The following is a 21,551-nucleotide window of genomic DNA, read 5'->3' on the forward strand; positions in this document are numbered from 1 at the left end:
CGCCGGCGGGCTCCGATCACGGAGGGCCCGCCTTGTACCCGACGCCGCGGACGGTCAGCACCACCTCGGGGTGCTCCGGGTCGCGCTCGACCTTGGAGCGCAGCCGCTGCACGTGGACGTTCACCAGCCGGGTGTCCGCCGCGTGCCGGTAGCCCCACACCTGCTCCAGCAGCACCTCGCGGGTGAACACCTGGCGCGGCTTGCGGGCCAGGGCCACCAGCAGGTCGAACTCCAGCGGGGTGAGCTGGATCGGCTTGCCCTCGCGCAGCACCTCGTGACCGGGGACGTCGATGGTGAGGTCACCGATCTGGAGCACCTCGGCCGGCTCGGCCTCGGTGCGGCGCAGGCGGGCGCGGATGCGCGCCACCAGCTCCTTCGGCTTGAACGGCTTGACCACGTAGTCGTCGGCGCCGGACTCCAGGCCCAGCACCACGTCCACGGTGTCGCTCTTGGCGGTGAGCATCACGATGGGGACGCCCGACTCGGACCGGATCGCCTTGCAGACGTCGATGCCGTTCATGCCGGGCAGCATGAGGTCGAGCAGGACCAGGTCCGGCTTGAGCTCGCGCAGCGCGGGCAGCGCGCGGGCGCCGTCGGCCACCACAGCGGTGTCGAAGCCCTCGCCGCGCAGCACGATGGTCAGCATCTCCGCCAGGGCGGGGTCGTCGTCCACGACGAGCACGCGTGCCTTCATGCCCCACATCGTCCCACTAGTGGCCGGCAGTCCACGCACCGACCGGCGATCATCGCTGCTGGTCGCCGCCCGGAACCCGTACGTGACCGATCTGTGCCGCCGTTCCACGAGCACCACCCCGCCTCGTCGCTCGGCATCGTCCAGCGACTCATCGGCGAAGTGGTCACGTTTCGTTACGGCGTCATACTAATGGGCGAACCAGCGGTCCAGGACGTCGTCGACCCGCAGGTCGGCCGTGCCGTCGAGCACCTCCCACGGCGACAACCAGCCCGCCGCCGCCAGCCCGTCGTACACGGCCGCGCACCGCGCCTGGAGCCCGCCGTCGGACTCGTAGACGTCCCGCTCCCGGGCTTCGCTCCGCTCACGGCGCGCGGCGCGGTCGGCCGCGACCCCGGTGGGCACGCGCAGCAGCAGGTGCAGGTCCGGGATCGGCAACCCGAAGCGCTCCACCTCCAGCTCGCGGACCCACTCGACGAACTCCCCGTCCGCGCCCTGGTGCTGCCGCGCCGCGCCGTAGGCGGCGTTGGACGCCACGTAGCGGTCGAGCAGCACCACGTCGCACCGCGCGAGGTCGGCGCGGATGCCGTCCGCCGCGCCGCGCCGGTCGAGGGCGTAGAGCACGGCCATGGCGTGCACCGAGCCGGTCACGTCGCCGAGCCTGCCGTGCAGGGCGTCGCGCACCAGGTCCGCGTGCACGTCCACGTCGTAGCGGGGGAACGCGCCGGTCGCCACCGTCGCGCCGGCCCGCCGCCAGGCGTCGGTCAGCAGCCCGGCCAGGGTGCGCTTGCCGGCGCCGTCCAGGCCCTCGATCACGACGAGTTTTCCCACGGGAACACCCTAAGGGGCACTGACTGCGCACGATCGGGGGCATCACAGCGCCCAGTCGAGTGACGATAGATCCTTTCGGTCACCAGATTGAGTGACTACGGTGAACCCCATTTCCGGTTGCGCGAAGGGGTGGTCCACAGGTGACCGCGGACTCGGGGCATGCCAGACCGGTGGACGAGCCAGCGGGTCACCCGACTGAGGGTCACCCGACTGGCGGCCTCCCGGGCGCACTCGCCGAGACGCTGCGCTACGGGCCGTTCCACCGGGCCCTCCACGACGCCATCGCCCACCGCGGCCTCTCCCTGGCCAGGCTGCGCGCCCACCTGGGGCAGCACGGCGTGCGGGTCGGCCAGTCGACGCTGAGCTACTGGCAGCGCGGGTTGCGCCACCCCGAGGTGCCGCGCGCCATCGCCACCGTCCGGGCGCTGGAGGCCGTGCTGCGCTTGCCGCCCGAGTCGCTGGTCGCGCTCGTCGGCGCCCGGCCCCAGCCCCGACCGGCGCGGCCCGCCTGGGTCTCGGCGCCGCCGCCGGCCCACGGGTTCGACGGGGTCGGCGACGCCGGCGCGAACACCGACCTGGAACTGCTGTCCGTGCACGACACCGTGCTCGTCGGACCGGAGCGCGAGCGGCGGTCGATCAGCACGCGGCTCGTGGTGCGCGCGGGCCGGGCCGGGCCCGACCGGTTCCTGGCCGTCCACCAGGGCGACGAGGGGTCCCTGGTGGACAACGCCCTGGTGCGGCCCGGCGAGGGGTGCCGGCTGGGCCGGGTGCGCCGCCAGGTCGCCACCCGCGGGCTGGCCTTCGAGCTGCTGTTCGACCGGCGGCTCGGCGAGGGCGAGGAGCACGTGTTCAGCTTCACCGTGGTCGACGACACCGGCGGGCCGACCCCCGGCCACCGCCGCGCGTTCCGCGAGCCGTGCCGCGGCTACCTGGTGCAGCTGGCGTTCAACCGCCGCGCCCTGCCGGCCCGGTGCACCAAGCAGTTCCGGTCCGACGCCGACGCCCCGCCGGTGGACCTGGAGGAGCTGGTCTGCGGGCTGGGCGGGTTCGTCAGCGCCTACTACGAGGACGTCGGGCCGGGTGTGGCGGGCGTCGGCGTCGAGTGGACGTGACGGGCCGGCCCCCTGGACCTGACGGGGCCGGGCCCCGCGAGGCCGCGTCGGTGGGTCGAGGCCGGTCCCGTGGCGATCACGTCCTTCGATCGTCGCGGGACCGGCCTCGACGTGCCGACGCCCAGGCGGCCTCGCCGCCCCGCCGGAGGCGGGGCCATCGGACTCAGTAGCGGTAGTGCTCGGCCTTGTACGGGCCCTCGACGTCCACGTCGATGTACTCGGCCTGGTCCTTCGACAGCTTGGTGAGCTTGCCGCCCAGCGCCTCCAGGTGGATGCGCGCGACCTTCTCGTCCAGCTTCTTGGGCAGGCGGTACACCTCCTTGTCGTACTCCTCGTGCTTGGTGAACAGCTCGACCTGCGCGATCACCTGGTTGGAGAACGAGTTCGACATCACGAAGCTGGGGTGCCCGGTGGCGTTGCCCAGGTTGAGCAGGCGGCCCTCCGACAGCACCAGGATCGAGTGCCCGTCCGGGAACACCCACTCGTCGACCTGCGGCTTGATGTTGATCCGCTGGACGCCGGGGTAGCGCTGGAGGCCGGCCATGTCGATCTCGTTGTCGAAGTGGCCGATGTTGCCCACGATCGCCTGGTGCTTCATCCGGGCCATGTGCTCGACGGTCACGACGTCCTTGTTGCCGGTCGTCGTGATGATGATGTCGGCGCGGTCGAGCACGTCCTCCAGGACCTGCACGTCGTAGCCGTCCATCGCCGCCTGGAGCGCGCAGATCGGGTCGATCTCGGTGACGATGATCCGGGCGCCCTGGCCGCGCAGCGACTCCGCCGCGCCCTTGCCCACGTCGCCGTAACCGCAGATCACCGCCACCTTGCCGCCCATCAGCACGTCCGTGCCGCGGTTGATGCCGTCGATCAGCGAGTGGCGGATGCCATAGCGGTTGTCGAACTTCGACTTGGTGACCGCGTCGTTGACGTTGATCGCCGGGAACAGCAGCTCACCGGCTGCGGCCAGCTGGTACAGGCGCATGACGCCCGTCGTGGTCTCCTCGGTCACGCCGCGGATGCCCTCGGCGATCTTGGTCCACTTGCCGGTGTCGGCCGCCAGGGAGTCGCGCAGCCTCCCCAGGAAGATCGTCCACTCCTCGGAGTCGTTCGCGTCGGCCTGCGGGACGACGCCGGCCTTCTCGTACTGGACGCCCTTGTGGACCATCATCGTGGCGTCGCCGCCGTCGTCCAGGATCATGTTCGGGCCGCCGCCCTCGGGCCAGGTCAGCATGGCCTCGGCGGTCCACCAGTACTCCTCCAGCGTCTCGCCCTTCCAGGCGAACACCGGGACGCCCTTCGGCTCCTCGGGGGTGCCGTGCGGGCCGACGACGACCGCGGCGGCGGCGTGGTCCTGGGTGGAGAAGATGTTGCACGACGCCCAGCGGACCTCGGCGCCCAGCGAGACCAGGGTCTCGATGAGCACGGCCGTCTGGATCGTCATGTGCAGCGAACCGGAGATCCGCGCACCCTTGAGGGGGTAGACCTCCGAGTACTCGCGGCGCAACGCCATCAGGCCGGGCATCTCGTGCTCGGCCAACCGGATCTCCTTGCGGCCGAACTCGGCCAGGGAGAGGTCCGCCACGGCGAAGTCGATGCCGTTGCGGGTCTGGAGCCTCTCGGCGGTCATCGCGGGTTCCTCCATCTCGGGTTCACCCGACCCTACCGCCCGCCACGCCGGATCACGGTGGTCGCGTCCAACTGAGCAAGCATGGACCACCATGTGCTGACGTGAGGTTTTCACGGGAGGACCAGTGCTGATCCCCGGCCCCGACACACGGGTGGTCGAACTGCGCGTGCACGGCGTGCAGGGCACGACGCCCCAGTCGCTGGTGGACGCGGTGGCGGCGGTGGACGTGGCGGGCGACGGCCTGGGCCGCGTGGTGCGCCCGGCCGACCGCCTGCGCAGACCCGTGCCCGGCCCCGTGCTCCAGTCCGGCGGGCGGCCCGTGTCGCGCGTCGTCGAGGGGTACGTGTGGGGCGGCATGACCTCGGGCGGTGGCGCCAAGGCGATGTGGGCGCTGCTGTTCCCGTTCTCGCTGGCCAACGTGGCGCACTGGATGCTGCCGCCGGTGCCGTCCGGGAACCTGCCCGCGCACCTGCTGGGCATCGGGCTGCGGGCGTTGCTGCGGCTCGCGGCGCTGCTGCTCACCGTGCTGCTGATCACCCAGGTGGCCGTGATCAGCCTCGACCTGGTGGCCGCGCAGTGCCTCGCGCCCGGCTCGTCCTGCCTGTGGGGCTCGTCCTGGCCGGCCGGCACGCCGTGGGTGCGGGCGGTGGTGGGCACCGCGCCGATCGCGCTGGTCGTGCTCGTCCTGCACCGCGTCTCCAGCGTGGACTGGCGGATCGAGCGGCGGGACGTGCCCGCGTCGTCGGCGGTCGGGTCGGGCCTGCCGGGCGCGCACGTCGCCACCGACCCCGACACGCCGTCGCTGCGGGTGCTGCACCTGGTGGCGGCCCTGGGCACGGGGGTGGTGATCGCGCTGGGCGGCCCGTTCCACGCGCTGCCCGCGCCCGGCCCGCACGGCGCCGCGATCGCCGCGTGCCGGTGGGTCGGCATCGGGCTGGTGGCGGTGGCCGCGCTGGGCGCGATGCTGCTGGACGACCCGACGGGCGGTTCGCCGCACCGGGGCGGGCGGTGGCTGCGCGCCGCCCTCGGCCGCGGTCCGCGCCGCGTGCTGCACACGACGGCGTGGCTGGCGCTGCTGGCGGCGACCGCGCTGCTCGTCCACGTGCCGGCGCGGATGGCCGGCGCGGACCTGGGCGTGCAGGTGGTGGCGGCCCTGGAGGCGTTGGTGTGCGCGCTGATCGGGCTGCTGCTGGCGCCCGCCGCGCTGCTGGCCCGGCGCACCTGGCGGAGCCGGCCGCGCGAGCTGCGGCCGTGGGCGGGCGGCTGGATGGCGGCGCCGGTGGTGGCGGTGTCCGCGCTGCTGGGCGGCGGGTTCGGCGCGGGTGTGGCGCTCACGCTCCAGGCGCTGCTCGGGCACGGCGTCCTGCCGCACGGCTACCGCTACATCGCCGTGCTGTGGGGCGTCGCGGGCACGCTGGCGTTCCTCGCCGGGGCGGCGGTCGCCGCGTACACCGGGATGGTGCGGTGGAGTTCGCTGCGGCGCGACGAGGAGTGGGCGCGCGAGGCCGCCCTGCTGCACGCCGGGCGTTCCCGCGACCTGAAGCGGGCGGCGCGGGCCTGGTGGTGGGCGCAGTGGCAGCGCGGGCACAGCCACCACGTGGTGCTGATCATGGCGGCCGTGCTGGTCGTCGGGGCGGTGCCGGCGGCGTTCCTGCGGTTCCAGGGGGTCGACCTGCCCGCGTGGTCGTGGCCGTTCTCCGGGTTGGGCGTCGCCGTGCTGGCGCTGCTGGCGCTGGCGCTGCTGCGCGCGGTGTGGCTCGCGGCGCGGCGGCCGGACACCGCGCGCCAGGTCGGCGTGCTGGCGGACCTGGCCGCGTTCTGGCCGCGCGAGGCGCACCCCGTCGTGCCGCCGTGCTACGCGCTGAAGGTCGTGCCGGAGCTGGTGTCGCGGGTGCGGGAGCACCTGGCCGACCCCGGCACGCGGGTCGTGCTCGCCGGGCACAGCCAGGGCAGCCTGCTCGCCGCGGTGGCCGCCGCCCGGCTGCTGGAGGAGCTGCCGCCCGACCAGGCCGAGCGGCTGGGCCTGGTCACGGCCGGTTCGCAGCTCCAGTGGGCGTACCCGCGGGCGTTCCCGGCGATCGTGCCGCACGACTCGCTGGCCTCCCTCGCGGGCCGCCTGGCCGGGCGGTGGCGGGCGCTGTGCCGGGGCACCGACGCGCTGGGCGGCGCGGTCACCACGTGGGACCGGCAGGTGTACGACGGCATGCTGCTCGGCGCCGGTTTCCGGGCGGACGGCACGTCGGGCGCGCTGCCCCCGGCCGAGCGCGGCCCGACCGGCGCGCTGGTGCTGGGCGGCGACCACTGGCTGCCCGACCCGCAGCGGGGTCCGTTCCCGGGACGGCGGTGGGCGCCGGGCGTGAACCGGCACGCCGACTACACGTCGGACCCCGAGTGGGACCGCGCGGTGGCGCTCGCGGCGGGCCTGGACGCGGGCGAGGCCCCCTTGCCGGTGCTGCCCGTCGCGCGGCGGGCTCCGGGCGCGTTCCCGGCTCCGGAGCAGCGGTAGGCCGTCGGCGGGCCCGACGCCGTGGCGCCGGGCCCGCCCGCCGCGTCAGGGGACCTCGTCCTCCTTCACCACGGGCACGGCGGTCGCGCCGCGCTTGCCCAGCAGCGAGTGGCGGCGGCCGTAGGCGAAGTAGACGACCACGCCCAGCGCCATCCACACCAGGAAGCGCACCCAGGTGAGGGCGGTCAGGTTCAGCATCAGCCACAGGCAGGCGAGGATCGCCAGGACCGGCACCACCGGGACGAGCGGCACGCGGAAGCCGCGCGGCAGGTCGGGGCGGGTCCTGCGGAGCACCAGGACGCCGGCCGACACGAGGATGAACGCGAACAGCGTGCCGACGTTCACCATCTCCTCCAGCTTGCCCGCCGGGAAGAACCCGGCCGCGATCGCGACCAGCACGCCGATGACCGCGGTGATCCGGAACGGCGTGCCGTGCTCGCCGGTGCGGGCGAGGCCGCGCGGCAGCAGGCCGTCGCGGGACATCGCGAACAGCACCCGCGACTGGCCGAGCATGAGCACCATGACGACCGTGGTCAGGCCCGCGAGCGCGCCGACGGAGATCACGGTGGCCGCCCAGTCCACGCCGTTGGCCGAGAACGCGGTGGCCAGCGTCGCGCGGCTGCCGTCCGGCTGGGTCCTCAGCTCGGTGTACGGCAGCATGCCGGTGATCACCAGCGACACGGCCACGTACAGCACGGTCACGATGGCCAGCGACCCGAGGATGCCCCGCGGCACGGCGCGCTGCGGGTCCTTCGTCTCCTCGGCGGTGGTGGCGACGACGTCGAAGCCGATGAACGCGAAGAACACCAGCGACGCGGCGGCCAGCAGGCCCATCACCCCGTACGTCGAGCCGGAGAAGCCGGTGAGCAGGGAGAACAGCGACTGCTCCAGGCCCTGGTGCGCGGCCGAACCGGTCTCCGCGGGCGGGATGTACGGGCTGTAGTTCGCCATCTTGACGTACCCGATGCCGACGATGATCACCAGCAGCACCACGGCCACCTTCACGGCGGTGATGACGGCGCTGACCCGCGACGACAGCTTCGTGCCCACGGCCAGCAGCACGGTGAGCACCGCGATCAGCAGCAGCGACCCCCAGTCGACGTCCAGGCCGGCGACGGACGTGGTGGTCCTCACGTCGAGGCCGACCTGGCCGAGCACCGCCTGGAGGTACTGCGACCAGCCCTTGGCGACGGCCGCGGCGCCGACCGCGAACTCCAGCACCAGGTCCCAGCCGATGATCCACGCCGCGAACTCGCCGAACGTGGCGTAGGAGAACGTGTACGCGCTGCCCGCCACCGGCACGGTGGAGGCGAACTCGGCGTAGCAGAGCGCGGCCAGCGCGCAGGCGATCGCGGCCAGCACGAACGCCAGCGACACCGACGGCCCCGCCAGGTTGCCCGCGGTCGACGCGGTGAGCGTGAAGATGCCCGCGCCGATCACCACCGCGACGCCGAACACCGTCAGGTCCCACGCGGTCAGGTCCTTGCGGAGCCGCGTGCCCGGCTCGTCGGTGTCCGAGATCGACTGCTCGATCGACTTCGTGCGCCACAGCCCGTTGCCCGGCACGGCGTCCCCTCCTCGGTTCACTGGTCCGATCAGCCTAGGGCTGACGGGTGGTGCTCGCCCCGGCGGTAGTTTGCGCCGCATGACCGTGCTGTGCTTGGACATCGGTTCGACGTGGACCAAGGGCGCCCTCGTCTCGGCGGACGGCGAGCTGCTGGGTACCGCGCAGCGCGCCACCACGCAGGACGAGGTGCTCCGGGGTATTGACGCGGTGACCGGGGCACTGAACCCCGCGGACGAGGTGCTGGCCTGCTCGTCCGCGGGCGGCGGCCTGCGGTTGGCGGTCGTGGGGCAGGAACGGCTGGTCAGCGCCGAGGCCGGGTACCGGGTGGCGCTGTCGGCGGGGGCGCGGGTCGTGCACGTCTCGGCCGGGCCGCTGGACGGCGCGGGCATCGGGGCGCTGCGCTCGGCACGCCCGGACGTGGTGCTGCTGGTCGGCGGCACGGACGGCGGCGACGACAGCGTGCTGCTGCACAACGCCCGGCGGCTCGGGGCGAACCGCGTCGCGTGCCCGGTCGTGCTGGCGGGCAACGCCGAGGCGCAGCCGAGGGCGCTGGAGCTGCTGGCCGGCCGCACGGTGGTGCGCGCGGAGAACGTGCTGCCGGACGTGGGCGAGCTGAACCCCGACCCGGCGCGCCGGGCGATCCGCGAGGTGTTCCTGGCGCACGTGATCGGCGGCAAGCGGCTGTCGCGCGGCACGCGGTTCCGCGACGTGGTGCGCGCCGTGACGCCCGACGCGGTGCTCGGCGGCGTGTCCCGGCTGGCCGCGCGGGACCGGGAGGGCGCGGTGCTCGTGGTGGACGTCGGCGGCGCCACCACGGACGTGTACTCGGCGGTGTCCACCGCGGAAGGCCCGGAGACGACGGTCGCGCTGCCGCCGGACCGCCGCACGGTGGAGGGCGACCTGGGCATGCGGTGGTCGGCGGGCACGCTGGTCGCGGAGGCCCACGCCGAGCGGCTGGTCGGCGACGCCGAGGCGACCGCCCTGCGCGCCGAGGCGGACAGCCGGGCCGCGCGGGTCGACTGGCTGCCCGAGGACCCCGCCGTGGACCACCGGTTGGCCGCGCTGGCCGTCGTCCTGGCCGTGCGCCGGCACCTGCGCCTGGTCGACGGCCGGCTGGGGCCGCGCGGTGCGGGCCTGCTCGTGCTGTCCGGCGGCGTGTTCCGGCACGCGGAGTCGGTCGACGGGATCGAGGAGACCCTGCGCGCCGACCCCGTGCTGCGGCCCGTGCTGCGCGAGGCCGCCGTGCTGGTGGACCGGGACTACGTGCTGGCCCCGGCGGGCCTGCTCGCCGCGGCCGGCCGGGACGGGGCCGCGGACCGCCTGCTGAGCCGCTTCGACCTGCCCGCGCGCGTCCCGGGTCCCGCCTGAACGGCGGAGGGGCGGAGGGGCGGCGAGCGCACCGGCTCGCCGCCCCTCCCCGTTCGCGGAACCTACGACTTGCCGGACGTCAGCGACCGGTCCAGGTCCGGCTCCAGGTAGATCAGGCGCGCGGACGGCACGCGGTTGCGCACGCGCTGCTCCGCGTCGTCGATGGCCTGCGCCACGTCGGCGACCGGCAGCCCCGGGTCGAGGGCGATCTTGGCCGCCACCAGCAGCTCGTCCGGGCCGATGTACTGGGTGCGGATGTGGATGACCCGCTGGACCTTGCCCGCCGCCAGCTCGTCCATGATCACGTCCAGCTCCGCCGGGGCCGCGCCCTCGCCGATGAGCAGCGACTTCATCTCGATGATGAGGATGACCGCGATGACGCCCAGCAGCGCACCGATGCAGATGGTGCCGATGGCGTCCCACACCGGGTCGCCGGTGATGGTCGACAAGCCGACGCCCATCAGGGCCAGCACGAGGCCGAACAGCGCGCCCGCGTCCTCCAGCAGCACGACCGGCAGCTCGGGGACCTTCGACTGGCGGATGAACTGCCACCACGTGGCGTCGCCCTTGATCGCCTTCGACTCGACGATCGCGGTGCGGAAGCTGTAGGTCTCCAGGCCGATCGCGACCACCAGGATGATCACCGCGACCAGCGGGCTGGTCAGCTCCTCGTGCGCCTCCAGCTTGTGGATGCCCTCGTACAGGGCGAACACGGAACCGAGGCTGAACAGCATCAGCGCCACGATGAACGAGTAGAAGTACCGGTCCCGCCCGAAGCCGAACGGGTGGTTCGTGGTGGCCTTGCGCTGGGACGTCTTCTGCCCGAGCAGCAGCAGCCCCTGGTTGGACGTGTCGGCCACGGAGTGCACGGACTCGGCCAGCATCGACGACGAGCCGGTGATCAAGAAGCCGACGAACTTGGCGACCGAGATGCCCGCGTTCGCCACCAGTGCGGCGATGATCGCCTTGGTACCGCCCCCTGCTGACACAATTGCTCCCTACACGCCCAGTCCGATTTGTCGGTGTGACCCTACTCAACGCCCGGGGTTGCCCGGAAAAGCTGGGTGGGAACCGCGGAAGTGACCACGAGCGCGGGATCGGCGGCCGGCAGCCACACGGACTGGCCGCGCCGCAGCTCCAGGGCGGTGTCCCCGGACGTGAGCCTGGCCACACCGCGCGTGCAGAGGAGGATCTGCGGGCCGGTGTGGTCGACCCGGACCTCCTGCCCGCCGTCCACCTCGACGCGCGACAGCTCGAACTCGGGGCACGCCGTCCGGTACGTCCACAGGCCCGACCCGCTCGGCGAACCGGTCTGCACCGGCATGTCACCGCACGAGAAGTCGAGCACCCGCATCAGCTCGGGCACGTCGACGTGCTTCGGCGTCAGGCCGCAGCGCAGCACGTTGTCGGAGTTCGCGAGGATTTCCACGGCGGTGCCGTGCAGGTAGGCGTGCAGGTTGCCGGCGGGCAGGTAGACGGCCTCGCCGGGCTGGAGCACGATCCGGTTGAGCAGCAGCGCGGCCAGCACGCCCGCGTCACCGGGGTACGCCTCGCCCAGCTCCAGGACCGTGCGGCACTCCAGGTCGAACTCGCCGTGCTCCTTCACGTGCGCCACGCACGCGTCGAGCACCTGCGGCAGCAGCACGTCCAGCGCGTTCTGCGGCAGCGTGATGAGGGTGGTGAACAGGGCGCGCAGGCCCTCGGCGTCGGGCTGGGCGGCCAGCAGCTCGGTGTAGGGCGCGAAGTCGGGCGCGTCGAGCGAGCGCAGCAGCTTCACCGTCCGCTCCGGCTCCCGGAACCCGGCCAGCGCGTGGAACTCGGTCAGCGCGCACACCAGCTCGGGCTTCGCCGACGGGTCCTTGTAGTTGCGGACCGGCGAGTCCAGCGGCACGCCCGCCGCGTCCTCGGCGGCGAACCCCTGCGCCGCCTGCTCGGCCGACGGGTGGGCCTGGAGGCTCAACGCCTCGTCCGCGGCCAGCACCTTGAGCAGGAACGGCAGCCGGCTGCCCCACCGGTCGGCGCAGCGCGAGCCGAGCTGGCCGTCCGGGTCCTCGGTGAGCAGGTCGAGCAGGGAGCGCTGCACGCCGTCCGCGCCGATCACGTGCGACGGGTCGCCCGGGTGGGCCCCCATCCACAGCTCGGCCTCGGGGTGGGGCGCCGGCACCTCGCGGCCGAGCATCTCGGCGATCGCGGTGCGCGAACCCCACGCGTACGCGCGCACGGCGTTGTGCAGCAGTTCCACAGTCAATCCCCTCACACGGCCGGCGCGTACAGCCCCGGGCCACCCAGCGTCCCCGCCGCCAGGCCCAGGTACAGCGCGGCCAGCTCGAACCGCAGCGCGAGCAGCGCGGCGCACACGGCCTCGCCGCCGCCGACCTCCTCGGCCGGCTCCAGCACGTCGGCTCCGGACAGGGTCTCCATCGCGACCCGGCGGGTGAACTCGGCCTGCGCGTCGCGGCGCACGGCCAGCAGCAGCACCCGGACCAGGCCGTCCCGCTCCTCGTCCGGGTCGGCGAAGATGTCCGCGCCGGACGTGCCCCCGACCGCCCGGCGGTGCAGCGCCGACCGGGTCGACGCCTGGGGGTAGCCGGCCACGTCGCTGACGACGCCCGCGTGCGCGGCCAGCATGCCCGCCCCGTGCGTCGCCACGGCCGTGGCCAGGTCGTCCAGGCCCCACAGCAGCGGGGTGCGGTCGGCCACGCGCAGCGCCAGCGTCTTCGCCGGGTTCACGAACGACTCGTGCTGCGGGTGGCAGCGCTCGGCCTCGCGGTCCAGCTCGTCGGCCACGGCCTGCACGTCCACGTCGAGCAGCCCCAGCGCCTTCAGCGCCACCAGCCACGCGCTGAACGCGCGCGCGAAGCCCAAGCCGCGCGGCACGGGCACGCGCGGCGGGACGAGCAGGGCGTGCCGGGCCGCCGCGGCGGCGACCGGGCCCTCGGGTTCGGCGGTCAGCAGCACGCGCGCACCGCGCCGGGCCACCCGGTCCACCGACTCGGCCAGCCGCACGTCGCCCGGGTCCTCGGTGTGCGCGAGCACCACGTCGAGCGCGCCCACCCACGCCGGCACGTCGTCGGACACGACGACCGGCACCGGGCAGCGCGGCCCGAGCAGGGCCGTCACCAGCGCGGCGACCGCCGGTCCGACACCGGGCGTGGCGACCAGCACCAGCGCGCGCGGCCGGTCGCTGAAGAACCTCTCGACGCCGAGCTCGTGCGCCGCCTCGGCGGTGGCCCTGACCTGCGCCCCCGCCCGGGCGGCCGCGCGCAGCAGACCGCCCGTGTCCGCGTCGAGGAGGCGGGACGGGTCGTCGAGGAGGCTGTCGTCCAGCACGTCCTCACCCGTCCGTCGGCTCGACAGCCTCGTCGAGCAGCAGCACCGGGATGCCCTCCCGCACCGGGAACGACCGGCCGCACGAGGTGCACGTCAGGTAGTCCGCCCGCGGGTCGGACGCGGTGCCGGCCTTCAGCGGCGCGTGCTCGGGGCACGGGCAGGCCAGGATCTCCAGCAGCTGCGGGTCGAGTTGCACTGCCACGGCGCTCATCCCCTCACGATCGCCAGGACCTCGTCGCGCAGAGCGGCGACGGAGGCCGCGTCGGCGGCTTCGACGTTGAGCCGCAGCAGCGGCTCGGTGTTGGAGGCGCGCAGGTTGAACCACGAGCCGTCGGGCAAGTTCACCGTGAGGCCGTCCAGCTCGTCCAGCTCGACACCCTCCCGGCCGCCGAACTCGGCCTTGATGGCGGCCAGCCGACCGGCCTGGTCGTCCACCGTCGAGTTGACCTCACCGGACGCGGCGTAGCGCTCGTAGGCGCTGGTCAGGTCGGACAGCGGCCCGTCCTGCTCGCCGAGCGCGGCCAGCACGTGCAGCGCGGCCAGCATGCCGGTGTCCGCGCGCCAGAAGTCGCGGAAGTAGTAGTGGGCGGAGTGCTCGCCGCCGAAGATCGCGCCGGTCCGCGCCATCTCCTCCTTGATGAAGGAGTGGCCGACGCGGGTGCGCACCGGGACGCCGCCGTGCTCGCGCACGATCTCCGGCACCGCGTGCGAGGTGATCAGGTTGTGGATGACCGTGCCGCCCGGGTCCTTGGCCAGCTCGCGCACCGCGACCAGCGCGGTGATCGCGGACGGGGACACCGGCTCGCCGCGCTCGTCCACCACGAAGCAGCGGTCCGCGTCGCCGTCGAACGCCACGCCCGCGTCGGCACCGACCTCGCGGACCTTGGCCTGGAGGTCGACGATGTTCTTCGGGTCGAGCGGGTTGGCCTCGTGGTTGGGGAAGCTGCCGTCCAGCTCGAAGTACATCGGGACGACGTCGAACGGCAGGCCCTCGAAGACCTTCGGCACGGTGTAGCCGCCCATGCCGTTGCCCGCGTCCACCACGACCTTCAGCCGCCGGTTCGCGCTCAGGTCGACCAGCTCGTGCAGGTAGGCGGCGTACTCGACGAGCATGTCGCGCTCGGTGACGGTGCCCTTGGCCACACCCTCCGCGTCCGGCACGCCCTGCTCGGCGTCCTGGCGGATCTGCGCCAGGCCGCTGTCCTGGCCGACCGGCGCGGCGCCCGCGCGGCACATCTTGATGCCGTTGTACTTGGCCGGGTTGTGCGACGCGGTGAACATGGCGCCGGGCAGGTCGAGCTTGCCGGACGCGAAGTACAGCATGTCGGTGCTGGCCAGGCCGATGCTGACCACGTCGACGCCCTGGGCCGTGACGCCCTCGGCGAACGCCGCCGCCAGGCCCGGCGACGAGTCGCGCATGTCGTGGCCGATCACCACGGCGGGGCCGCCGACCAGGCGCGCGAAGGCCGCGCCGAAGTCGCGCACCACATCCGCGTCGAGCTGTTCCCCGACGACACCGCGGATGTCGTAAGCCTTGACGATGCCGGACAGATCGCGCACGGCCACACTCCCGATAATCGGCTCTTGACACTGCGATGAGGAGCCTACCGGCGCGGGCGCGGGGGCCGCGTCCGGTCGTCGGGTCGTTCGGACTTCGTGACGACCCGCCCGAGTCCTCGCGCGGGTCGGCCCGGTCCTCGTGCGGATCAGTCCTCGCGCGGGTCGGGCAGGACCCTCAGGTGGCCGCGCCTGATCGTGCCCGCGGGCACTTCGGGGACCTCGATCGCGGGTGTGCGCCCCGCCTCGCGCACGGCCTCCGCGAGGGCGGTCAGGTCGTCGACGGTCGGCTCCGGCGGCCGGAACTCGCCCTGGTGCCGCACGACCTCCCAGCCGCGGGGCGCGGTGAGGCGCAGCGCGTGCTCCTCGCAGAGGTCGTAGGAGTGCGGTTCGGAGTAGGTCGCGAGGGGCCCGACGACCGCCGTGGAGTCCGCATAGGCGTACGTGAGCGTGGCGACTGCCGGGTTAGCGCACCCGGTTCGCGAGCACCGTCTCACGCTCCGCACGGCGGGGACGATATCGCGTCCCGCGCGAGGTGTGTTGGATTACCTCCGGCGCGGCGCTCGCGACGGGCCCGGACTTGGGCGAGTTGCCTGGTCGCGGAGGCACCGCACGGGGTCGGACGACCGACAACTACCCTTGTCCCGTGGTGATGGCTCGGGGTTCACGGCGGCAGGGCGCTCCGCGGCGGCGCAGCCGCGACCGGCACGGTCGGGGACTGCGGGGTCCGCTGTACCCGGCGACGCTGCCGGCGGCGCGCAGCCGTGCCGAGCGGTTCGACGCGCTGGTGCTGGAGGCGCTGGAACCGATCGAGGCGCGGTGGCGAACCGAGCTGACCCAGTTGGACGTGGCGGTCGACGACGTGCCCGACGTGGCGCCGAACGACGACGACGGCGACGTGGTCGAGGACGGCAACGTGCCGCTGGCCCGCCTCGTGCCCGCGGGCGCCGACCGGCGTGCCCGGATCGTCCTCTACCGCCGCCCCCTGGAAGCGCGGGCCAAGGACGGCGCCGACCTGTCCGACCTGGTGCACGACGTCCTGGTCGAGCAGGTGGCCAACTACCTGGGCCTGGACCCCGACGTGATCGACGGCGAATAACCGCGAGTCGTAGAGCGTTATTCAGAACTGTTGGTTGGGGCGGCGGTGGGGTGGCCTGGTGCGGGTAGCACAACAGCCCTGCCCGGATAAGGTCGGTTCTTACCACGGAAACGACCACCAGGGCAGGGCTGTTGCGCTACCAGTCTACGACCGGGCTCCCCCCGGCCGACCTCCGGGAACTGACCGCCCGGATCCGCCAACTCCTGCCCGACCCCGACCGGCGGCGCGGTCGCCCGCCGGCGCTGAGCACGCACCGGTCGGTGCCGCTCACCCTGATCCTGCTGCGCCAGAACCTGCCCCAGACCCTGGCCGCGGACCTGTTCGGCATCTCCCAACCCACCGTCTCCCGCACCCTGCACCGCATCGCCCCGCTGATCGGACAGGTGCTGTGCCCACACACCCCGCACCTGCCCGACCTGCTGCCCCGCCTCACCGCGGTACTGCTCGACGGCACCCTGATCCCCACCGGCAACCGCGCCCACCCCGACCCCCGACCCACCGACGGGACCCGCCGCCGACCACACCCCGACTACAACGGCAAACACCGCGAACAGGGCCGGTCCGTGCAGGTCCCCACCGACCCGCACGGCCGCCTGCTCGCCGTCACCCCACCCCTGCCCGGCGGCACCCACGACAGCCGCGCCCACCACCTGACCGGCCTGGACGACCTGCTGCACACCACCCCCACCATCGCCGACCTCGGCTACCAGGGCACCGACGCGATCATCCCGCGCCGCAAACGCCCCGGCCACACCGAACACACCCCCACCGACCAGGCCTGGAACACCCTCATCGCCCAACACCGATGGCCCGTCGAACGCGCCATCGCCCACCTGAAGAACTGGAAAATCCTCGCCACCGGCTACCGCGGACGACTCGCCGACCTGGCCACCATCATCCGCATCGTGACCTGCCTGGAGTTCTACCGCCTCGGCTGGTGAGTTCTGAATAACGCTCGTAAGTTCGCGCCCCGCGAGTCGTAAGTTCACGCCTCCTGTTCCGCATGTTCATACGTGACACCGCCGAGCGTGAAGCTACGACTCAGCGGGTGCGAACTTACGACTCGCGCGGGCTGGGCTTACGACTCGCCGGTTGTCAGGGGCGGGGGCGGGGTGGGCGGGTGGGGATCGCGGTCAGCAGGGTGAAGAGGGCCGCGGCCGCCTGGAGCAGCAGGAGCACCTCGCGCAAGGTCGAGGAGACCTCCACGCGGACCTCTGAGGGGGTGGCCGGGAGGGTCACGCCCACCAGGTGACCCCAGGCCCGGACGGTCGCGACCTCCCTGCCGTCCACGGTGGCGCGCCAGCCCGGCTCCTCTTCGGCCGCCAGGACCAGGAGGCGGCCCTCGGGGCCCTCGGAGACCTGGACGCCCACTTCCGGTGGGGCCGCCTCCACCGGGGCCATGCCGGGTGCGCCCAGCTCCACGGGCGGGTTGCCGCCGGTGCGGGCGCGGCGGGCCAGTTCCGGGGACAGCAGCACGGCGTTGCCCGCCGCCAGCTGCACGCGCAGCACGGGTCGGCCGTCGCTCATCGCGGGCGTCACGGCCACCAGGTCGCCCGCGGCGTCGCGCAGCCGCCGCGCCGCGGCCAGGTCGGGCACGACCACGAACGCCACGCCGGACGCCGCGACCTGGGCCAGGGCGGTCCGAGCGGCGGCGGGATCACCGCCGGTCAGGTCGCGCGACCACCGCGCCAGCCGGGCCGTGGCGGTGGCCACGGGCACCAGGTCGTCGTCCCCGAACGCGGGCAGCCGACCCGCCACCAGCCTGGTGGGCGTGCCGATGACCAGCACGGACCGGCCGGTGCGCGGCAGCTCCTGCTCCACGGTCGACGGCAGCCGCGCGGCGTCGGCGGTCAGCGCGCCGGTGCGCAGGCCGGCGAACCCCGAGCACACCAGGCCGACGACCGCCACCACGCCCACCGCGGACACGACGCGCGCGAACGGCACGGGCGCGGCGTCCCGCCGGAACGCCGCCAGCACGACCCACAGCAGCCCCCACCCGACGACCACGAGCGCGCCGCCGGTCCAGCCGGGCTGGGCGGGGCCGCCGGGCAGCGGGGTGATCGACACCGTCCGCAGCACGATCACCGCGAACCCGCCGAGCACGACGACCGCGACACCGGCGAGCATCGACCGGTCCGGCCGCACCACGCCCGCGAACAGGGCGAACGCCACCACCGCGAACCCGACGAACGGCAGCGCGCCCGTGCCGCCCGGCCGCAGCGCCAGCAGGTCGAGCACCCCGGACACCGGTGTCTCCGCGAACGCGCCCACGCCGTGCAGCACGACCGACGGGTTCTGGAGCACCACGGCGGGCCACGGCAGCAGCAGCGCCACGGGCAGCAGCACGACCACGAACAGCGACGCCACCCGTCGCCGCCCGTCCCCCGCCCGGCCCGGCACCACGACGAACCCGACCAGCGCGCCCAGCGCCACGAGGCCGTGCACGAGCGGCGAGAACGCGCCGAGCGCGGCGACGGCCAGCGCGGTCCCGGAGGCCACGGGCAGCCAGGCCGCCCCCGTGCCGCCGCGCAGCACCGACACCACGCCGGCGAACACCACCGGCACGAGCAGGTGCACCACGACCACGTCGAGCCGCCCCTGGCCGACGGCGGACGTCGCGGCCGGGAGCAGGGCGTACGCGGCGGCCACGAGGGCGCGCACGGGCCGCCGCACGGGCACCCGCCGCGTCGCCGCGTAGGCGGCCAGGCCGGCCAGCGGCGCGTCCGCGAGGAACAGCAGGGCGACCAGCCCGGCGGGTGAGCCGACGAACACGCCGAGGGTGCCGAGGACGGCGAGCGCGGCGGGCGCGGGCGCGGTGGTGCCGCCCGCCACGGGGTGCCAGGCGGCCAGGTAGGACGACCACGTCGTGGCCAGGTCGCCGACCGGCAGCAACCGGCCGCCGGCGAGGTCCGTGCCGAGGCGCGACGCGTTGGCCAGCAGCCCGAAGAGGGCGAGCCCGAGCACGAGCAGCAGCGGCGGTCCGAGGAGGAGGGAGCGCAGCACGCGGGCCCGGTCGACCTCGATGAACACGATCCCGGTGGTCGGGGCGGCGCTCCCCCGCGGCACCGGCGACGGGCGCGGTCGGGGCGAGGGGCGGGGCACGCGGTCCGCCGGGACCGCGTCGGTGCCCACTGGCACGGTCACCGCCGGGCGCCGCAGCCCGCCCGTCGCCCGCACGGGACGCCGGCGGGACAGCACGCCCGCGGGCAGCGCGGCCGGGCCGACCACCCGCCGCTCCTCGTCGGGTGGCAGCGACCACGCGCCCGCCCTTCCGTCCTCGGGCAGCCTGCCGAGCGCCAGGTCGGCCTCGACCCGTCGCCTGATCAGGTGAGCCGAGGCGGCGCGGACGGTGTTGCGCAACCGGGTGACCCGGCTGGTGAACAGGCCGCGCAGCACGCCGCGCGCGGGCCGTTCGGCGCGTCCTGCCAGCAGTCGGGCGCGACCGCTGAGCAGGTAGCGCAGCGCGCCGACCTCGGCGTGCGCGTCGGCGAACCGCCGCAGCAGGACGAACCCGAGGGCGCGCAGGACGGCGAGCACGGCGAGGCGCGGCAGGCCGACCAGGAAGGACGGGGTCCCGCAGTTGACCAGGAAGGTGCGCAGGCCGTGCGCCCGGTCGACGCCCCGGAAGGCGGGTCCCGGTCGGGCCGCCGCGGCGTCCAGCCGCCGCTCGCCGCGCACGAGGGCGCGGGCGTGGCGCATCCGGGCGACCGGGACGGACAGCACCAGGTGCCCGGCGAGGTTGACGCGCCACCCGAAGTCGACGTCGTCGCCGAGCAGCGGCATCGACCGGTCGTAGCCGTCGAGCGCCTCCCACACCGCGCGGCGGACCAGCGACCCGGCCGACGGCACCGCCAGGGCCTCGGTGCTCTGCTCGAAGTAGCCGGACGCGACCGGTTCGGGGCCGTCGATGCCGGTCTGCCGGTGCCCGGAGGAGTCCGTGGACAGCCCGGCCTCCACGGCGAGGCGCGGGTCGGCCCAGTCGAGGGCCAGCGGGCCCAGCACGGCGGCCGACGGCGACACCTCGGCCGCGGTCAGCAGCGCGGACAGGCAGTCGGGTTCGGGCGCGCAGTCGTCGTGCAGCAGCCACAGCCACGAGCCGGGGTCGCCCCACCGCTGCACGGCGTGCTCCGCGGCGGCGTGCACGGCCTCGCCGAAACCGGTCCCGCGCGGCAGCGTCAGCACGCCGTCGATCACTCGATCGGTACCTTCGGCGGCGTCGGCGAGCAGCTTCGCGGTCCCGTCCACGGACCCCGTGTCGACCGCGATGACGTGCCGGGGCCGGGGGCGTTGCCGGCGCAGCGCGGACAGTGCCGTGCCGAGCCACCGCTCGCCGTCGTGGCACACCAGCACCGCCAGCACGGGCGCGGTGCGCAACCGTGGAGCAGCCCCGCTCGTCAAGTGCCGCTCCTCGATCCGTTCCGACTACGCCGTGGGACGCCCACGGTAAGCCAGGACGGGGCGGGGGGGTCGACGCGGCACGATCACGCGGCCGGATCGGACCGCGGACCACACACCCGGTTCACACGCGCTCACACGGCGCGCTTCTTGAGCTTCCTCCGCTCGCGCTCGGACAGGCCGCCCCAGATGCCGAAACGCTCGTCGTGCTGCAACGCGTACTCCAGGCATTCGGAGCGCACTTCGCAGCCGAGGCAGATCCGCTTGGCCTCCCTGGTGGAGCCGCCCTTCTCGGGGAAGAACGCCTCGGGGTCCGTCTGCGCGCACAGGGCGCGCTCCTGCCAGTCCTGCTCGTCGGCCGCGTCGAACATGCCGAGCACGACCGGCTCCTGTGCCGGGACGTCCCCGTCCACTATGCGACCCCCGTCGAATTCCTGCATCCGGTCCGCCTCCTCGCCTTCCGCTCTCCCCGGTTGGCGGACACCACTCGCCGTCCCCACAACGACGAATGACACCGATGTGATTACACCTGTGTCACAACACCCGGTCAAGCGGAGTCCACAGGACGGGGGATATTCGCGCGGTTGGCCGCAAAATCCTTGACTGGCTGCACAGACGGTGATTGACGCGCCGCTGCGCGCGATACCGCGTGCGCGGATGGCCCAACAACCGACCTGTCGACCACCCGGCCGGGAAGGCCACACTGGTGGGGTGAAGCGATCAGCGGTGCGTCCGAGTCCACTGTTCCTCAGCCTGCTCGCGGTGACGGTGGCGGGCGCCGTGCTGACCCTGTTCGACGAGTCGCGGGTCGCCCTGACCGGCGGCACGGTGCTCTTCGTGCTGGGCGGGTGGGCGGTCTCGCTGTGCCTGCACGAGTTCGGTCACGCGATCGTGGCGTACCGGGGCGGCGACCACGCCGTGCGGGCCAAGGGCTACCTGACCCTGGACATCCGCCGCTACACCGACCCGGTGCTGAGCATCGTGCTGCCGCTGGTGCTGCTGGCGTTCGGCGGCATCCCGCTGCCCGGCGGCGCGGTGTGGATCAACCACCACGCGCTGCGCGACAGGCGGGTGGAGTCGATGGTGTCGCTGGCCGGGCCGCTGTCGAACCTGCTGCTGGGCTTCCTGCTGGCGATGTCGGTGGTGTTCTTCTCGCCGCCGCTGGGCCTGGCCGCGGCCCTGTCCTACCTGGCGATGCTCCAGGTCCTGGCGTTCGTGCTGAACATCCTGCCGATCCCGGGCCTGGACGGCTGGGGCGCGGTCGAGCCGTACATGTCGTACTCGGCGCGGCAGTTCGGCGCGAAGGCCCGGCAGTGGGCGCCGTTCGTGCTGTTCGCGGTGCTGATCGGGTTCCCGACCGTCGCCCGGCTGTTCTTCGACGCCTCGTACGCGGTGTTCGGGCTGGTCGGGGGTGAGGACTGGCTCGCCGGGCGCGGCCAGCGGACCTTCATGTTCTGGCGCTGAACGC

The 21,551-nt window shown here is 74.0% G+C and carries 18 protein-coding genes; 6 read left to right on the forward strand and 12 right to left on the reverse strand.

Going from position 1 to position 21,551, the window contains the following annotated elements; translation table 11 throughout:
• Positions 1–16: 16 nt before the first annotated feature.
• Together mtrA and J2S66_RS24535 are read right to left on the reverse strand one after the other, a co-directional pair.
• Positions 17–694, reverse strand: a complete 678-nt coding sequence (gene mtrA, locus J2S66_RS24530; RefSeq protein WP_015104936.1) for an MtrAB system response regulator MtrA — start codon at positions 692–694, stop codon at positions 17–19.
• A 186-nt stretch (positions 695–880) separates the two neighbouring features.
• Positions 881–1,522: a dTMP kinase gene (locus J2S66_RS24535; RefSeq protein WP_310309634.1), complete on the reverse strand. Its 642-nt coding sequence runs from the start codon at positions 1,520–1,522 to the stop codon at positions 881–883.
• Between the two features lie 170 nt (positions 1,523–1,692).
• Between J2S66_RS24535 and J2S66_RS24540 the strand changes: the two genes are divergently transcribed.
• Positions 1,693–2,634 carry a hypothetical protein gene (locus J2S66_RS24540; protein WP_310309635.1) on the forward strand — a complete coding sequence of 314 codons (942 nt, stop codon included), beginning with the start codon at positions 1,693–1,695 and terminating at the stop codon, positions 2,632–2,634.
• Between the two features lie 163 nt (positions 2,635–2,797).
• Here the strand turns inward: J2S66_RS24540 and ahcY are convergent, their stop codons facing one another.
• A complete protein-coding gene (gene ahcY / locus J2S66_RS24545; protein WP_310309636.1) occupies positions 2,798–4,261 on the reverse strand; it encodes an adenosylhomocysteinase in 1,464 nt (487 codons plus the stop codon).
• Between the two features lie 124 nt (positions 4,262–4,385).
• Between ahcY and J2S66_RS24550 the strand changes: the two genes are divergently transcribed.
• Positions 4,386–6,767, forward strand: a complete 2,382-nt coding sequence (locus J2S66_RS24550; RefSeq protein WP_310309637.1) for a hypothetical protein — start codon at positions 4,386–4,388, stop codon at positions 6,765–6,767.
• Positions 6,768–6,812: 45 nt separating this feature from the next.
• Here the strand turns inward: J2S66_RS24550 and J2S66_RS24555 are convergent, their stop codons facing one another.
• Entirely contained in the window at positions 6,813–8,333 is a 1,521-nt protein-coding gene (locus J2S66_RS24555) for an amino acid permease (protein ID WP_310309638.1), read from the reverse strand.
• A gap of 79 nt (positions 8,334–8,412) precedes the next feature.
• Here J2S66_RS24555 and J2S66_RS24560 point away from each other — a divergent pair, with 79 nt between their 5' ends.
• Positions 8,413–9,702 (forward strand): glutamate mutase L, encoded by a 1,290-nt coding sequence (locus J2S66_RS24560; protein ID WP_310309640.1) that lies wholly within the window; start codon positions 8,413–8,415, stop codon positions 9,700–9,702.
• A 62-nt stretch (positions 9,703–9,764) separates the two neighbouring features.
• On the opposite strand, the gene J2S66_RS24565 is transcribed toward J2S66_RS24560, so the two are convergent.
• The 6 genes from J2S66_RS24565 to J2S66_RS24590 form a co-directional block, all read right to left on the reverse strand.
• Positions 9,765–10,691, reverse strand: a complete 927-nt coding sequence (locus J2S66_RS24565; protein WP_310309642.1) for a cation diffusion facilitator family transporter — start codon at positions 10,689–10,691, stop codon at positions 9,765–9,767.
• 41 nt (positions 10,692–10,732) lie between these two features.
• The gene (gene manA / locus J2S66_RS24570) at positions 10,733–11,944 is read right to left on the reverse strand and encodes a mannose-6-phosphate isomerase, class I (protein WP_310309643.1); all 1,212 of its coding nucleotides are present in this window, start codon (positions 11,942–11,944) and stop codon (positions 10,733–10,735) included.
• 11 nt (positions 11,945–11,955) lie between these two features.
• Positions 11,956–13,032, reverse strand: a complete 1,077-nt coding sequence (locus tag J2S66_RS24575) for an SIS domain-containing protein (protein ID WP_310309645.1) — start codon at positions 13,030–13,032, stop codon at positions 11,956–11,958.
• Between the two features lie 4 nt (positions 13,033–13,036).
• Positions 13,037–13,234, reverse strand: coding sequence for a Trm112 family protein (locus J2S66_RS24580; protein WP_306748687.1), 198 nt, complete (start codon positions 13,232–13,234; stop codon positions 13,037–13,039).
• 5 nt (positions 13,235–13,239) lie between these two features.
• Positions 13,240–14,592: a phosphomannomutase/phosphoglucomutase gene (locus J2S66_RS24585; RefSeq protein WP_310315044.1), complete on the reverse strand. Its 1,353-nt coding sequence runs from the start codon at positions 14,590–14,592 to the stop codon at positions 13,240–13,242.
• A gap of 146 nt (positions 14,593–14,738) precedes the next feature.
• The gene (locus tag J2S66_RS24590; protein WP_306748527.1) at positions 14,739–15,095 is read right to left on the reverse strand and encodes a DUF3499 domain-containing protein; all 357 of its coding nucleotides are present in this window, start codon (positions 15,093–15,095) and stop codon (positions 14,739–14,741) included.
• Positions 15,096–15,241: 146 nt separating this feature from the next.
• On the opposite strand from J2S66_RS24590, the gene J2S66_RS24595 reads away from it, so the two are divergent.
• Both J2S66_RS24595 and J2S66_RS24600 read left to right on the forward strand, forming a co-directional pair.
• Positions 15,242–15,688, forward strand: a complete 447-nt coding sequence (locus tag J2S66_RS24595; RefSeq protein ID WP_310315046.1) for a metallopeptidase family protein — start codon at positions 15,242–15,244, stop codon at positions 15,686–15,688.
• A 131-nt stretch (positions 15,689–15,819) separates the two neighbouring features.
• Positions 15,820–16,629 (forward strand): transposase family protein, encoded by an 810-nt coding sequence (locus tag J2S66_RS24600; RefSeq protein WP_310309646.1) that lies wholly within the window; start codon positions 15,820–15,822, stop codon positions 16,627–16,629.
• Between the two features lie 154 nt (positions 16,630–16,783).
• Here the strand turns inward: J2S66_RS24600 and J2S66_RS24605 are convergent, their stop codons facing one another.
• Together J2S66_RS24605 and J2S66_RS24610 are read right to left on the reverse strand one after the other, a co-directional pair.
• The gene (locus tag J2S66_RS24605; RefSeq protein WP_310309648.1) at positions 16,784–20,086 is read right to left on the reverse strand and encodes a glycosyltransferase; all 3,303 of its coding nucleotides are present in this window, start codon (positions 20,084–20,086) and stop codon (positions 16,784–16,786) included.
• A 131-nt stretch (positions 20,087–20,217) separates the two neighbouring features.
• On the reverse strand, positions 20,218–20,454 hold the full coding sequence (locus J2S66_RS24610; protein WP_179118482.1) for a WhiB family transcriptional regulator: 237 nt from the start codon (positions 20,452–20,454) through the stop codon (positions 20,218–20,220).
• A gap of 340 nt (positions 20,455–20,794) precedes the next feature.
• Here J2S66_RS24610 and J2S66_RS24615 point away from each other — a divergent pair, with 340 nt between their 5' ends.
• Positions 20,795–21,547 (forward strand): site-2 protease family protein, encoded by a 753-nt coding sequence (locus J2S66_RS24615; protein ID WP_310309650.1) that lies wholly within the window; start codon positions 20,795–20,797, stop codon positions 21,545–21,547.
• Positions 21,548–21,551 lie beyond the last annotated feature (4 nt).

This window comes from Saccharothrix longispora (genome assembly GCF_031455225.1).
Classification (GTDB): domain Bacteria; phylum Actinomycetota; class Actinomycetes; order Mycobacteriales; family Pseudonocardiaceae; genus Actinosynnema; species Actinosynnema longispora.